We start from the raw sequence: 14,582 nt of genomic DNA on the forward strand, positions 1-14,582 counted from the left end.
CACAGCATAAGTTACAGAAAATTATTTGAGGAAGTTTACTAATACTTTACAAAATCAGAACAACTCCTTCCATATCGCAAATGTAGCAGTTGTTTAAAGCGCCGAGATTATCTAAATATTAATTAATACTTAACAATTGAGAATGTCGTGAATGTATATTGAGATCAGAAAGTGACCCATTCCGGAATGCAGATAATCTGAATAAGCATAAATACAGAATTTTGCACTGCTCAAATTAAATAGCACCTTGGCAACATTAACCGGATCAAATGAAAACCGAACTGACACTTCAAGGCAGCTCAATCCGAGGGATCACCTCATTTTACAAAGAGATCAACCGCGTATTCATGCAAGACGAGACGTGGGACATTGCAGAAAGTCTGGACGCACTGGATGATCTGCTGTACGGAGGTTTCGGAGCCGCCAAAGGTGCAACACATGTAGAGATCATTTGGCTGGACATTGACATTAGCCAGACCGCGCTGGGCTATGAAGAAACCAAACGCTATTACCAAAGCAAGCTCCAACCCGGCTCGCCTTTCAACCAGGCACTATTTTCAGAAAGATTGCGAGCACTGGAAAGCAGAAATGGAAAAACTTATTTCGATCTGGTAATGGAAGTGTTTTCGGGGCATGAGAAGGTTGTTGTTGTGTTCGGGTAACTTGCTTTCACCCAAAATGAAAACGATGAAATTCTGAAATTATGTAAAGCATACTGGATTATTTGTAAAGTTTGTTTTACATTTGAGAAAAACATAAATATCATCTTATGAAGCAGCAAGATTGGTTGTTCCCGCATGTTTTTAGAAAAATTGGCTGGTTTCTCGGCATATTCCTGCTTTTCTTGTATCTGATAATCGGTTCCAATGTTGGTGAGGGTTATTCTGACAATCTTCAAAACTGGTTCACCGAAAATAACTGGTCTGGCTACAACGAAACGGTTGTCAATGTATTTATTATAGGCATAGCGATTGCGCTGATCCTTATTGCGTTTTCAAGAGAGAAACAAGAAGATGAAATGATTCAGAATCTGCGGTTGCAAGCATTGCAGTGGAGTGTTTACGTAAATTACCTGGTGCTCATATTTTGTTCCCTGGCGTTTTACTGGGGAGACTTCTTTAATGTGTTGATTTTGAATATGTACACGGTTCTAATTGTCTTTATTTCGATCTTCCGATGGACATTATACAGAATGAATAAAGAACTTCTGGCATGAAGAATCGCATTAAAGTGGCGCGTGCAGAATGTAACCTCTCTCAGGCAGACCTAGCCGAAAAGATCGGGGTAAGTCGGCAAACCATCAATTCAATCGAAACCGGCCGCTACACACCATCGACCGTCCTTGCTCTAAAAATTGCCCGAACATTCGAAAAACCCATTGAAGAAATCTTCCAGTTGGAGGACTCGGATTGAGTGTTTGATGCTAAATTCAATCAATAAATCTCTAAACCAAATCCTAAAAAAACAAACCATACCATAAACCTGTAATATGAAACCTTACATTACTTACCTGTTCCTATTAATTGCTTTTTTTACAACGACAAGCCTGCGTGCGCAGCAGAAATCTGATTGGACTTATTTGTTTGATGGGAAATCGACGGATGCTTTGAGGGGATACAAAATGTCGGGGTTTCCGAATGATGCGTGGAAGGTTGAAGACGGGGCGCTGGTGGCGCAGACGGGCGTTCCTAACATTGATTTGGTCACCAAACAGCCTTACAAAAATTTTGAGCTTATTCTGGACTGGAAGGTTTCCAAAGCAGGCAATAGCGGGATATTTTTTTATATGGATGAGGCGGCGGATAAAGAAGCGGGGAATGGAAACAGTCCGAACTGGCTGGACAATTTTGAAATGCAGCTGCTGGATGATATCAATTTCAATGACACCGCGGCTGTTCGCTCTGCCGGCTCATTATATGATTTGATTACTCCAAAGAATAAAACACTGAAACCGGTTGGCGAATACAATCAGGCCAGGCTCATTGTTAACAATAACCACGTAGAACATTGGATTAACGGCTCAAAAGTGGTTGAATACGAGATCGGCTCACCAGAATTAAATCAACTCATCACCAATAGTAAGTTCAAAGACAACCCAAAATTTGCCAAATCGACCAACGGGCTTATCATGATTCAGCACCACGGACAGAAGGTCTGGCTGAAAAATATCAAAGTAAGAAGTTTGTAAACGTCTTCCCATTTAGTACGATCACGTTATATTTATTGTGTTATGATACAATGTTGTATTATATCTGAAATATGGTCTATCTTGAAGCCATATTTCAGTATTAACAGCATTGTGGGCATCAAAGCGCGAGAAATTCAGTTTCGCCGACGCCCTGAACACGATTTTATAACAGCGTATAAAAATGAAATTTGACGGTAAAAATATTCTTGTTGTGGGTGGAAGTTCTGGCATTGGCTTATCACTTGTTCACTTATTAAAGGAACAAAATGCATCTGTTTATGTGATTTCACGTAACAAGCCAGGTGATTTTCCGGAAGGCATTGCACACCTGGAAGCCGATGTAACAGGCGATCTGGAAGCGATCAGCAGGTTTTTGCCCGAACAATTGCATGGCGTGGTTTACTCGGTCGGCAGCATCAACCTGAAACCATTCAACCGACTTACACCCGAAGACTTTTTGAACGATTACCGAATCAATGTCCTGGGTGCTGCGCAGATCATTCAGCACGCATTGAAGCAGTTGAAAAATGCGGCAGGCGCTTCTGTTGTTTTGATCAGTTCTGTTGCGGCTAACACTGGAATGCCTTACCACGCGAGTATTTCCGCAGCCAAAGGCGCCGTCCAGGGATTGGCGCTCTCGCTCGCAGCGGAACTTGCCGGTCAGAAGATCAGGGTGAATGTTATTGCACCTTCACTTACGGACACACCATTGGCACAAAACCTGCTCAGCTCGCCGGAGAAACGCGAAGCATCTGCAAAAAGGCATCCGCTAGCCAAATATGGGCAGCCGGAAGACATTAGTCAGGCCGTCGCATTCTTGTTATCAGACGCCAGCAGCTGGGTAACCGGCCAGATCATCGGCGTTGACGGTGGTTTGGGCAAATTGAAAACAGCGTGATCTGCGCAGAAATAGGATAAAACGCTTTTGCTAAAAAGCTCTGTTTAAATATTATGGAAGACAATCTGGATGTGCTCATTATCGGCGCGGGATTAGCAGGTTTGACAGCCGCAAAAGTGTTGAAGGCCGCTGGAAAATCGGTGAAAATATTGGAAGCTTCTGACCGGCCGGGAGGCAGGGTGCGAACGGAGGAAGTTGATGGCTTCCTGCTGGACAGAGGATTCCAGGTTTTGCTAACGGCCTATCCCGAAACTCAAAGATTTTTAGACTACGATGCCCTGAACTTGCAAAAATTCGATCCCGGCGCATTGATCTTAAATGAAACCGGCACGACAAAAATCGGCGATCCGCTCCGGCAGCCGGGCGCGTTATTCAGCACGCTGGCATCACCCGCCGGAACATTTGCGGACAAGCTTCGTATGCTTGGATTGAAGTTAAAACTTACAAGCAAGAGCATTGAAGAGATTTTTGCAGGCAGTGAAGAAGACTACACTGGCTTATCTCAACGACGCCGGATTTAGTCAGACAATGATCGGACAGTTTTTCAAACCGTTCATGAGCGGAATTTTTCTGGAAGACAAACTGAGCACTTCCAGCCGAATGTTCGAATTTGTGTTCAAAATGTTCAGCCAGGGCGATACGGCCGTTCCCGCGAAAGGAATGGGCATGATTCCGTTGCAGCTGGCTAATTCGCTTGCTGTGAACGAAATTGTCTTTGGCCAAAAAGTGGTGTCAATTGATGCAAACATTGTAAAAACATCTGCGGGTGAAGTTTACAGTGCCAAAAGCATTCTCATCGCCACCGATCAGCTTGAAATGCCCGAGCCGTTTCGGAAAGCGCCTGCTTCCTTTCATTCGGTCACGAATATGTATTTCACCGCGGCAACCAAACCTTATGACCAACCGCTGATCGCCCTGAATGCAATGCCCGACAAGCTGGTTAACAACATTGCCGTCATGAACCGGATTGCGCCAGCTTATTCTAAAAACGGTGATGCATTAATTTCCTTATCGCTGATCGGTGACCATTCAAAAACGGATAGCGCGCAGCTTCAAGGGCAGGTTTTGCGCGAAATGCAAGCCTGGTTTCCGGAGGCAATGCAATGGCAACATTTACAAACTTATCACATTGGTTACGCGCTGCCGAATGATGATCAGGTTATTAATGTGCCTGATCATGACGCAATCAGATTAACAGAGCAATGCTTCATTTGTGGCGATCATTTGCTCAACGGCTCGATTAATGCGGCGATGAAAACGGGCCGGTTAGCAGCAGAGGCGATTATTAACAGTCAGAAATAAATTTCCAGATGAAATCATACCAGCTTATTCATGAGCTCATCTCACTCGTTGAAGAGCTTGAACAGCAAAATCCGGACAGGGAGGTTACCATGCAGGATTTTGCAGGATTTGTGGTTCATAAAGCTGGAAAATCTGCGCTAAACGTCGGCCCTTCTTCCGTTACAGGTCAGGATGTCAGATTCGGAAAAAACGAGAAAATGGCGCAGGATCAGGCTTTTCAGCTCGATAATAACATTGGTAAACTGTTTGTATACATGAGCCGCTATGCCAAATCGTACATCAAAAAAGCGCTGGACGGGACGCCATTGCTGACTGCCGAAGATTTCACAGCGCTCGCGATCCTGCTAACCCATGATAACCTGTCCAAAAGCGAGCTGATCCACCATAATTTACAGGAAAAAACCTCAGGCACGGAAGTTATCAGAAGGCTTCTGGCCGCAGGCTTGATCCAGCAATGGGATGATGAAAAGGACAAAAGAAGCCGGCAGATCGCGATCACCGATCAGGGTAAGCAATTGCTTTACAATGTGTTTGAAGATATGAACGACGTGGGTAAGATGATCTCCGGAAATCTGACGGTTTCCGAAAAACTGACGCTTGGTTATTTACTTCAAAAGTTAGAGGATTTCCATCAGCAACACCATCAGCAAAAAACCATTTCCAATAAAGCCGATCTCAAACGGGTAACCGAGACCCTCAACCCGCTAGTATAAGCCCTTAAAAAGTGGATGAAATATTCAATGTCATATCGGTTGGAATAGACCTGACCGGATCCGAGAAGAAACCGAGCGGCTGGGCCGTTTTGAACAATAGCCTAGCAGCAACGCGGCGCATCCGCACGGATCAGGAATTGATAGACGCAACCATTGCACAAAATCCGGCAGTCATTGTCCTTGACGCGCCGCTATCCCTCCCGACCGGACGCATCAGTGTTTTCGACACCGATCCGGGTCGCCGGGACTTCGGCATCACGCGCGAATGTGAGCGTGCGCTGCTTAAAGCGGGCATCCGCTCCTATCCATGCCTGATCCCAAGCATGCAAAAACTCACCGAACGCGGCATCCGTCTGGCCGCTGAATTCAGATCGCACGGCTTTCAGGTTATTGAAGGATATCCCGGCGGCGCTCAGGATATTCTGGGAATCCCAAGAAAGCGGAAGGGAATTTTAGCATTAGCAAAAGGCCTGGAAATCTTCGGAATTACCGGAGCGTTCATCGAAACGCCAATTTCCCACGACGAGCTCGACGCAATTACGGCGGCCATCGTGGGATGCTATTACATGGCGGATCGTTATATGGCTTTCGGCAACGAATCGGAAGGTTTGCTGATTGTGCCTGAGATTGAGCCTGTTTGAAGCAGAGTCCGCCAGTTCACTATTTTACAAAAGATTTCATAAACGACAATCCGGTCGTCCAGGTCAGGTTTTCGTAACGGTCATTGGCTAATTGTTGATGCTGTGTGCTGAACATGGAATACATGTATTGCGCTTGCTGCCATTTAGCGTATAATTCGTGCTCACCAGACGGATTGTCGGCTCTTTGCTTTTTGATAAATCTGGCGAAATCTTCGAGGCTGGATTGCTGGTAAATCCTGAATTCCTGACCCGCTATCTCTTTCACATTGGCCCATAATTCGTTGGAGCTGATCTGAAAACTGGCAATCTGAAAATTTCTGGGCGCGTTGTCGTCCAGGGCTGCTTCCGCGGTAAATGCTGCTGTATCATCCATGGTGGTGAAATCGAGTTTCCAGTCCGCATTGTCGCCCCAATATGCAATGCTCTTGTCTTTCAGGTTGAGCACGGGTGTGTTGTATTTCAAAATATCTGCAAAAGCTCCATTGAAAATCGAAGTCGCCTGAATGGCAGTGTTGTCCAGATATGCCTTGAATTCCCTTCTCAAATCGAAATTCCGGTTGTCTCCGGGGACAAGATCATTATAGTCCGTGCAGAAGTCGGAAGGGATAAATCTTGGAACTCCGGCCTCGATCGCGCCATCCAGGATCCTTTTTTGCAGATCCACAATCACATCGCCAAGACCGGCAATCGCAGAAACGACACAACTGATCCCCTCGCAGGCTTTTGCAATTTCATCGATGTTGTTTAAATCTGCGGTGATCACTTTCACGCCCATTTTGGCGAGCATTTCAACTTTTTCAGCGTCGGTTTCTGGTCTTACTAAGGCAGTCACGTCTGCTTTTCTGATCATTAATTCCCTGCAAATTTTATTGCCAAGGTTGCCCGTTGCACCGGCAACTAAAACTGATTTTTCCATATCAAATGTTTGTTTTAGAGTGGGTTGTAGCCAGGAAACTGAAAACTGCTTCGATGACTTGTTCGGGCTTTTCTTCAAACATATAATGTCCGCTATCCAAAACGCCGATCACTTCAACATTTTTAGCAACATAAGGCAGCCCCATTTTCATATAACCGTAACTCACATTGCTGCCAATTCCCAGCACGGGCATTTCGAGCGGCTGGTAAGTTTTCGCATTGTCAATGTCCTGATTAAAAGTCTGATACCAGGCATTCGATGCTCTGATGCTTTCGGATTCGTTATAAGCCGTAGCATAAACTTCCCGGTCAAACGCCTTCATCTTGCTTGCATCTATCATTACATATTCAAAAAGCCAGTCGATGAGATAACCAAAACGACCTTCCAGAATCTTTTCCGGCAGCTCTTTGACCTGATTAAATCCCATCCACCAGGCATAGGGCATATTGGAATCCATTTTTGCAGCAAATGTGCCTGCCGCTGGAATGAGTGGCATTTGCAGCATGCCCTCGCTTGGATGTGAACCGTCCAGGACAATCAATTTTTCTACAAAATCAGGGTAATTAAAAGCAAAGCTCATCGCCACCATGCCGCCAATGTCGTGGCCGATGATATGCACTTTTGACAATCCGAGCTGCTGAATCAGCGCCAAAATATCCGCCGCCATCGTTCTTTTATCATAGCCGGAAGCAGGTTTTTCTGAACTGCCCATTCCGCGGATGTCGACAATAATAACCCGGTAATGCGCCGCCAGCTTCGTGGCGACCGGATGGTAAGAATACCAGGTTTGCGGCCAGCCGGGCAAACAAATCAGAGGTGCGCCACTGCCTCCTTCAACATAATGCAGTTTCACGCCATTCACATGTGCATAATGGTTGGTGAAGCCGGGAAAATCTTTAATTAATTCAGCATCATTATATTGCTGCGGAGAAGTTGTTTCGGTTACTATAATTTGAGCCATCTTTTTTAAATTTTCGAGACTCAAAGGTAGACCGCTGGCAAAGCCTGCAAACTACCAAGTGGTAGATAGTGAAATCACCGGACGTTTTTTCTGATGCGGCTTAATGCATTGGGTGTAATGCCGAGCACGGCAGCGAGCTGTTTTACAGGGACTTTCTGCAAAAATTCGGGATTGCTCATGAATTCCAGATAACGCTCCTCAGCCGTCATGGTTTGAAAATTCAAGATCTGGTCGATCATTCTGACGGACACTTCTTCCCAGATCTTCCTGCCAAACTCTTCCCAAACCGCCACATGCCCATACAGGAAATCCATATCTTTCTTGTCAATCACAATCAATCTGGTGTCTTCTATGGCTTCAATGTTAAAGCGGGATGCTTTTTGCGGGTTGAGACTGGAAATCTCCGTAAAGAATTCATTTTTGAAAGTCACCCATGTTGTGGTTTCCTGGTCATTTAAATGATAAAAAAAGCGCACGCCGCCCGATACAATGAAGAAATACTGATTAGCGATCTGACCTTTTCTCAGGATCATTTTCCCCTTCGGCACTTCCCTTTCCTTGCATTTGGAAAGAACCAGTTGCAGATCCAGGTCATCGATCCAGATGATTGTTTTAATGAATTTGATAAATTCCTCCATTGCAGGAAAGTGAATAATGTCGGTTTAAATATTCTGAAAGCGATTATGCTGGCTGACTTTCAACGGTTCGTTTTAGCACAGCCGGTTCTACCCGCAATTCCGGAAGTGTAAGCTTTGTGGTGAATGTTGCACCCTTCTTTTGTTCCAACAGATAATCGCTGCCGTAAAGCAGATTTAAGCGCTTCTGGACATTCTGCAACCCTATTCCACCCTTATATTGATTTGTATTAAGGCCATTTTGTTTAGTGCTAATGGGATAGTAACCCGTATTTTCAACAACCATTACGAGCTGCTCGGACTCCACCGTTATCTGAATTTTTACAAAAGAATCCTTAGCCGGCGGCACGTGCTTGAAAGCATTTTCGATAAAAGTAATAAGAATGAGCGGCGCGATTTTGAACTGATTGTTATCGATCTTGAACTGGCATGTAACAAGCACGCCATCTTCCATTTTTTCCTGTTCTAAGGCAATGTAAGTTTGCAAATAAGTGACTTCCTCTTCTATCAAAACAAAGCCGCGATCGGATACGGAAAGACTGTATCGCATCAATTCGGCCAATCTGGCAACGGTGTCTGCGGTTTGTTCATCCACATCGATGAGCTTGCTGTAAATTCCATTGAGTTTATTGAAAAGAAAATGCGGGTTAACCTGCGCATGCAGAAAGCTGATCTCCATCATTAAAAGATCTCTTTGCAATGACAGCCGCTCCGTGGTTAACGCCAGATTCTGGCTTTCCAATCTTAGCTTTTCCGTTTCCAGAAAGTGGTTCCGGTCCCGGGACCTGATTACGTCAGTGACTGCCTTTAATCCAAGGATCGGTGAAAGGTAAAAGAAACTTCAGCTATAATTGATAAAGGTTAATGTCACGCTGGTTATCCAGCTGAACATGCCGGCCGATGCTAAATATCTGTTCCAAGCTCTCCCAATGTAAATATCGGCACCCTTCGTTGTGGCATCACTGATCGAAAACAGATATTTGAAATGGTAAAGATTCAGGATGAAAGTGACCTGAAATACGATGAGCAGGATAGGAATTAACCAGTATACACGCCGCTTGTTAAGAAATCTGGGGAAGATGACATATCCCATGAAATAGAACACGATCAATGTCCACCCAAATGTAATAACGGATGCATTTTCAATGACATTAATGTTGTCCTTGGTTAGCGTCGGGATGGTAAAATACCTGATTCCCGACCACATAATGATCCATAATGCAGCATGAATAACCAATCTGAGAATTTGCCTCAGTTTCAACTTTGACAAAGCCATCACGCGCCTAATATTTGTTTACGGAAAGAATCAAGAACGGCAGTGCGATACGTGTTGCCGATGGGTATGCTCCGCCCAATCGTTGTATTGATCAGATTTCCGTCGATTCCGGTGATGATTCCGCGGTTGATAATGAAAGAGCGATGGACGCGGATGAATGGCTGCGCAGGCAATGCGGACTCGATATTGGCCATTGTCTCATGAATCACGTGCGTAGTTTTGCTATCCTGGATTTTAAGATAATCTTTCATTGCCTCAATCAATTGCACATCTTTCAGGTCTACGCGAATCAATTGCTTGTTTTCCTTTACGAGCAAATAATCCTGAATGTTCAGCGCCCGATGGTCAGGTGTTTTGGGAATATCCTGTTCTTTTGAATGCGTTGCCGGATTGCGGAAGTTGCCTTCGCGAAGGGTTTTCGCAACAGCTTTGGAAAAACGCTCAAATGTGACCGGTTTTAGCAGAAAATCACTAACCTGATGATCGAAACCCGCAAGTGCAAACTCAGAATTTCCGGACACAATGATGACAGCTGGCTGCGCATTTCCTAGTGCAGACAGCAATTCGAAGCCGGTCATGCCGGGCATTTGGATATCGAGAAATACAATGTCCGGGCGAAGCTCCGGGATCATTACCAGCGCTTCGAATGCCGATGTACATTCCTGTACAAGCGTAAGAAATGGTATTTTCGCAATGTGCTTTTTGATTAAGTCCCTTCCTGCCTTTTCATCGTCAGCGATTAAGCATGTCAACTTGTCTGCCTCTAAATCCCTCATATTTTTTTCCCGTTTGCGCGGTTTAAAGTTAAGACAAGGAATTGCGTCTAAAAAAGTTTGCGGGCGATTTTAAAAATATTGTTTTGCGGGAATGCGCATCGGGATATCCGCTCGCACCAACTCCAAATCTTCATCGATAAATACATCCATCTGCACGGTCCATTTCTTCAATTAAGCGAAGGAATAAGCATTTCGTCGAAAATATCTCATCTTGAAAAGTTGTCGGATTAAATTAGGACTATAAAGTAATTCTACCTTACCACGACACGGCAAGTCATCCTCGCATTTTTATGCACAAAAAAAGTAAACTCCCCCTGCTATTGGTGTTGATGCTGACGTACGCGGTGTATCACGAAAGAGCCGAAATGACGCCTCGGAGCACATTAAGAAAAGGAAATGTGATGTACGGGTCCAATCCAGGAACGGCGAAAGCCACTTCTGCACCGGATTCAAAAGTTCCAATGCTAATGTTGAACCAGAAGCCAGTTAGTCCGTTTTTGTATTCCAATTCAAATGCGGAAATGCAGAAGCAGCCTGAATAGTCTTTTCGCTGTTATGTCAACGCATTCAATACTTTAATGTGCCCAAACTGAAAGTTCGTTTTGATCCGGATCGAGAAAATGAAAGCGGCGGCCACCGGGGAATTCAAAGATATCCTTCACAATGACGCCACCTGCTGCCAGGACTTTTGCTTTGGTTGCTGCAATGTCATCTGAGTAAAGAATAACCAGAATGCTGCCCCTGACAGGCGCGCCAGTGGTAAAACCGCCATCCACATAATCTCCTTCAAACGCGCAATAGTCGGGGCCGTAATCCTGAAATTTCCACCCGAAACTTTCGGTGTAAAACTTGCTGATGCGTGGAATGTCCTGAGTCAGGAATTCGATGTATTGAATTTGCTCGTGCTTTTCGCGGTTACTGGCTGCCATTTTCTTCAGGTTTGTAGAAGCGATAAATATAATAATAAGGAACACGGATTTCAATCCTTACTCGCTTCGCAAACTCTTAACCGGATTCATCAGCGCTGCCTTAATGCTTTGAAAGCTGATGGTAAATAATGCAATCGCAGTCGCCAGCACGCCCGCTAAGGCAATAACCCACCATTCCACAGTGGTCTGATAAGCAAATCCTTGCAGCCATTTATTCATCGCGTACCACGCTATTGGCGAGGCTATGACAATGGCGATCAGGATCAATTTCAAAAAATCCTGCGACAGCAAACCGACCACCCCGGCGACCGTTGCACCAAGCACTTTACGCACACCGATTTCCTTTGTGCGCTGTTCAGCCATGAAGGCAGAAAGTCCATATAACCCCAGGCACGAAATAAAAATCGCCAGGCCGGCAAACAGATTAAAAATGTTTCCCATTTGCTGCTCGCTCCGGTAAAGGTTGTCCAGATCTTTGTCCAAAAAACCAAATCTGAATGGAAAGGCAGGGTTAAGCTGCTGATTGGCTTTTTCTAATGCTTTGATTGTCTGCTCATTATTGCCAGCAGCCGTGCGGATCATTACCACACCGCCCCAAGTATTTGTGCGCAGGATCAGCGGCTCCATCGCATATTGCAGCGATTTGAAATGAAAATCCTTGATGACACCAATGATCGTGCCTTTGGTGCCGCCAAGAGACAGGCTTTTGCCAACAGCATTATGAATGTTCATGCCCATGATCTGCATCGCTTTTTCATTGATCATGTAATTGGAACTGTCGCCCAAAAATGCCTTATCAAACCCACGTCCCGACAGCACTTTTGTCTTAAACACATGCACAAAATTTTCATCCACATCCAGAGATGGAAAAACAACCTGGTTGGCAGCAGTCTGACCGTCCCAGACCACATCAACAGTCCCGGATTCGACCGCGGTGGGCAGCGCGGAAATCACTGTGAAGTTTGCCGTGTATTCGTTTTGTTTTAATATCGATTTCAAAGCCTGCTGTTTACCCCAAAGCTCTCCATTCATCGGCAGATAAAGCAGATTGGATTTATCAAAACCCAGGTTCCGCTTTTTAATAAAATCCAGTTGCTTGTAAACCACCGCCGTTCCCACCAGCAGCACAATTGCAACCACAAACTGCGTAACAACGAGCGCATTACGGAAAAGCAGGTTTCCTCCGGCCACCCTCAGTTTACCCTTCAAGACTTTCACCGGAGCAAAACCAGAAAGGAACAATGCGGGATAACTCCCTGAAAGCAAACCCGTCAGGACCGCAATGCCGATGAGGCTCAGCAACAATTTTCCGTCTAACAAATGAATGGTAAGGCTCTTTTCCGTCAGCATTTTGAAGATGGGAAGCAACAGAAATACTATGCCGATTGCGATAAAGAGAGATAGAAATGAAAAGATCAGCGATTCGCCAAGAAACTGGAATATAAGCTGATAGCGATTCGCGCCCACCACTTTTCGCAGCCCTACTTCCTTGGCCCTGCGCTCGGAACGCGCCGTGGCGAGGTTCATGAAATTGATGCAGGCCACAACCAGAATGAAGATCGCGATGACGAAGAAAATGTTGACATACTGCATGTTTCCGTGGCCGGCGACGTCGAGCTGGTAATTGGAATGCAGGTGAATATCGGTCAGCGACTGCAATTCGAAATCCAGCTTGATGGTTTGGCCATGTGATTTGAAAATCGAAGAAATCTGCCTGATCAGGTTCTGCCGGGCTGGTGCCGACGCTGCGGTTTTGTCGTCAAGTTGTAAATAAGTATAAAAGATAAAGTTATTCCAATTGCTGTGTTGCAGGTCCTCGCTGGTCCGGGCAAGTGTTTTCATGGGAATCAGACAGTCGAACTGCAAATGCGAATTAGCAGGCAGATTGGCCAGGATCCCTCCTACCGTAAAGTTTTCTTTGTTATCAATGCGAATGGTTTTGCCGACCGCATCACTGGTGCCGAAGTATTTTGTGGCCATTTCTTCCGTGATCAGAATCGATGACGGATCTTGCAGCGCCGTAGCCTTGTTACCCGCCAAAAGCGGAAAGGAGAAAAAGTCCAGGAAGTTGGAATCTGCATATATGACCCGTTTTTCTTCCACTTTCTTTTCCCCCGCCTCAAAAAGCATGTTGACCCATTTGCTGATGCGGACGCCTTCTTTAATCTGTGGCAATTCCGCTTTAAGCCCGGGACTCATTCCGGCCGCACTCACCGCTGCCCTGAAATCTCCCGCACTGCACGTTAACCGGAAAATCTGATCCGCGCGAGGATGAAACCGGTCGTAGCTCAGCTCGTTCTGAACCCATAGCAGGATCAGAATGCTGCATGCCATGCCGATGGACAAGCCGGCAATGTTTAAAACGGAGTAAGCTTTTTGGCGGACAATGTTCCGCCACGCGATTTTGAAATAGTTTTTTAACATATCAGGGCTAAGAGAAAATGATTTTTCATATTGAGACTGGCTGCGACGGCGGCGGACAAATGGAGGCAATACGGAAATGACATTGACCAGGTAACGCAGCACCGCATGGGTTTTCCCTGAACGCCGGTAATTATGTGCATACAACTCTTCCAGATCTCCTTCCACTTCTTCAAGCGTATTTTCCGGGTGCAGCCAGCGGAGCAAGGCATTTGCCCAACGCGGCGGTTGTGGTGTGTTCATAGGCCGCTTAGCTTTAATGTGGCATCGGGCATTAAATTCCAGAGCTTGTTACGCAGCTGCTGGATGTCGGTGAGTGCGGTTTTGCCCAAAGCTGTTAATTTGAAAAGCCGTTTTCTTCTGCCGCCACGTTCAGTGGTCGCACCGCCCATTTCAGACGTCAAAAACCCTTTTTCTTCCAACCGGATCAACGTGTTGTGAACCGCGCCAAAAGTCACGACCCTACCCGTCTGCTGCTCAATTTCCTGCGAAACGGTGACGCCATAAGCATCTCCCTCCAGGATAGCGATCATCAACAGAATCAGCTCTTCAAATTCACCCAAATACGTCCTCCGCATTGAAAAAATGATTAGTTTCTATTTTGTAGTATAAATGCATACCAAGATGCATAGCAAGCGAAAATGTGCCTTTTGAGGCTGAATGACCTGTTTTAGAATTGAATGTGCTGTTCGTTACTGAGCGGGATGTGTTCGGTTTTGAACAGTGGCCTTACAGTTCTAGTGCTGGTCACAATTCACCAATGCGTCTTCTCCAATTCATTTGCAAGATCTAATACTTTCCGCCTCTTACTTGCTAAACAGAAAATATGGCTCTAAATTTACAACTGTAAAAATGCTCAGGCAAAAGTGAGCACTTGCTTCGGCACTAAAAGGTTTGTAATGCTATAAAATAAGCAGGCAGGTTAG

The 14,582-nt window shown here is 45.4% G+C and carries 19 protein-coding genes; 10 read left to right on the top strand and 9 right to left on the bottom strand.

Features of this window, described 5'->3' with window-relative positions; translation table 11 throughout:
• Positions 1-269 precede the first annotated feature (269 nt).
• The 9 genes from AC0IYG_RS21030 to AC0IYG_RS21070 all read left to right on the top strand — a co-directional run bounded on the left by AC0IYG_RS21030 (position 270) and on the right by AC0IYG_RS21070 (position 5,742).
• Entirely contained in the window at positions 270-662 is a 393-nt protein-coding gene (locus AC0IYG_RS21030) for a barstar family protein (RefSeq protein ID WP_471713027.1), read from the top strand.
• A 107-nt stretch (positions 663-769) separates the two neighbouring features.
• Positions 770-1,216 carry a hypothetical protein gene (locus AC0IYG_RS21035; protein ID WP_471713028.1) on the top strand — a complete coding sequence of 149 codons (447 nt, stop codon included), beginning with the start codon at positions 770-772 and terminating at the stop codon, positions 1,214-1,216.
• Positions 1,213-1,413, top strand: a complete 201-nt coding sequence (locus tag AC0IYG_RS21040) for a helix-turn-helix transcriptional regulator (protein WP_471713029.1) — start codon at positions 1,213-1,215, stop codon at positions 1,411-1,413. The genes AC0IYG_RS21035 and AC0IYG_RS21040 overlap by 4 nt, the downstream gene beginning before the upstream one ends.
• A gap of 76 nt (positions 1,414-1,489) precedes the next feature.
• Positions 1,490-2,188: a 3-keto-disaccharide hydrolase gene (locus tag AC0IYG_RS21045; RefSeq protein ID WP_471713030.1), complete on the top strand. Its 699-nt coding sequence runs from the start codon at positions 1,490-1,492 to the stop codon at positions 2,186-2,188.
• A 181-nt stretch (positions 2,189-2,369) separates the two neighbouring features.
• Positions 2,370-3,086, top strand: a complete 717-nt coding sequence (locus tag AC0IYG_RS21050; protein ID WP_471713031.1) for an SDR family NAD(P)-dependent oxidoreductase — start codon at positions 2,370-2,372, stop codon at positions 3,084-3,086.
• A 53-nt stretch (positions 3,087-3,139) separates the two neighbouring features.
• Complete coding sequence (locus tag AC0IYG_RS21055) at positions 3,140-3,607, top strand: FAD-dependent oxidoreductase (protein WP_471713032.1); 468 nt, start codon at positions 3,140-3,142, stop codon at positions 3,605-3,607.
• Positions 3,564-4,388, top strand: a complete 825-nt coding sequence (locus tag AC0IYG_RS21060; RefSeq protein ID WP_471713033.1) for an FAD-dependent oxidoreductase — start codon at positions 3,564-3,566, stop codon at positions 4,386-4,388. Before AC0IYG_RS21055 ends, AC0IYG_RS21060 begins: the two co-directional genes overlap by 44 nt.
• Positions 4,389-4,396: 8 nt before the next feature.
• A complete protein-coding gene (locus tag AC0IYG_RS21065) occupies positions 4,397-5,101 on the top strand; it encodes a MarR family winged helix-turn-helix transcriptional regulator (protein ID WP_471713034.1) in 705 nt (234 codons plus the stop codon).
• A gap of 11 nt (positions 5,102-5,112) precedes the next feature.
• Complete coding sequence (locus tag AC0IYG_RS21070; protein ID WP_471713035.1) at positions 5,113-5,742, top strand: DUF429 domain-containing protein; 630 nt, start codon at positions 5,113-5,115, stop codon at positions 5,740-5,742.
• Between the two features lie 19 nt (positions 5,743-5,761).
• Here the strand turns inward: AC0IYG_RS21070 and AC0IYG_RS21075 are convergent, their stop codons facing one another.
• The 6 genes from AC0IYG_RS21075 to AC0IYG_RS21100 form a co-directional block, all read right to left on the bottom strand.
• Entirely contained in the window at positions 5,762-6,658 is an 897-nt protein-coding gene (locus AC0IYG_RS21075; RefSeq protein ID WP_471713036.1) for an NmrA family NAD(P)-binding protein, read from the bottom strand.
• A 1-nt stretch (position 6,659) separates the two neighbouring features.
• Complete coding sequence (locus tag AC0IYG_RS21080; RefSeq protein WP_471713037.1) at positions 6,660-7,619, bottom strand: alpha/beta fold hydrolase; 960 nt, start codon at positions 7,617-7,619, stop codon at positions 6,660-6,662.
• A gap of 74 nt (positions 7,620-7,693) precedes the next feature.
• A complete protein-coding gene (locus AC0IYG_RS21085) occupies positions 7,694-8,257 on the bottom strand; it encodes a Crp/Fnr family transcriptional regulator (RefSeq protein ID WP_471713038.1) in 564 nt (187 codons plus the stop codon).
• A gap of 43 nt (positions 8,258-8,300) precedes the next feature.
• Positions 8,301-8,996, bottom strand: coding sequence for a sensor histidine kinase (locus AC0IYG_RS21090; RefSeq protein ID WP_471713039.1), 696 nt, complete (start codon positions 8,994-8,996; stop codon positions 8,301-8,303).
• Between the two features lie 99 nt (positions 8,997-9,095).
• Positions 9,096-9,533, bottom strand: a complete 438-nt coding sequence (locus tag AC0IYG_RS21095) for a hypothetical protein (RefSeq protein ID WP_471713040.1) — start codon at positions 9,531-9,533, stop codon at positions 9,096-9,098.
• Positions 9,530-10,306 (bottom strand): LytR/AlgR family response regulator transcription factor, encoded by a 777-nt coding sequence (locus AC0IYG_RS21100; protein ID WP_471713041.1) that lies wholly within the window; start codon positions 10,304-10,306, stop codon positions 9,530-9,532. Before AC0IYG_RS21100 ends, AC0IYG_RS21095 begins: the two co-directional genes overlap by 4 nt.
• Positions 10,307-10,596: 290 nt before the next feature.
• On the opposite strand from AC0IYG_RS21100, the gene AC0IYG_RS21105 reads away from it, so the two are divergent.
• Positions 10,597-10,848 (top strand): hypothetical protein, encoded by a 252-nt coding sequence (locus tag AC0IYG_RS21105; protein WP_471713042.1) that lies wholly within the window; start codon positions 10,597-10,599, stop codon positions 10,846-10,848.
• Between the two features lie 33 nt (positions 10,849-10,881).
• Here AC0IYG_RS21105 and AC0IYG_RS21110 read toward each other — a convergent pair whose 3' ends face one another.
• Genes AC0IYG_RS21110 through AC0IYG_RS21120 form a run of 3 tightly spaced genes read right to left on the bottom strand, consistent with a single transcriptional unit; the run spans position 10,882 to position 14,234 of the window.
• Positions 10,882-11,235 (bottom strand): VOC family protein, encoded by a 354-nt coding sequence (locus tag AC0IYG_RS21110; protein ID WP_471713043.1) that lies wholly within the window; start codon positions 11,233-11,235, stop codon positions 10,882-10,884.
• Between the two features lie 57 nt (positions 11,236-11,292).
• Positions 11,293-13,899 (bottom strand): ABC transporter permease, encoded by a 2,607-nt coding sequence (locus AC0IYG_RS21115; RefSeq protein ID WP_471713044.1) that lies wholly within the window; start codon positions 13,897-13,899, stop codon positions 11,293-11,295.
• Entirely contained in the window at positions 13,896-14,234 is a 339-nt protein-coding gene (locus AC0IYG_RS21120) for a PadR family transcriptional regulator (protein ID WP_471713045.1), read from the bottom strand. The genes AC0IYG_RS21115 and AC0IYG_RS21120 overlap by 4 nt, the downstream gene beginning before the upstream one ends.
• Positions 14,235-14,582: the final 348 nt, after the last annotated feature.

The organism is Dyadobacter sp. AC419, assembly GCF_979253085.1.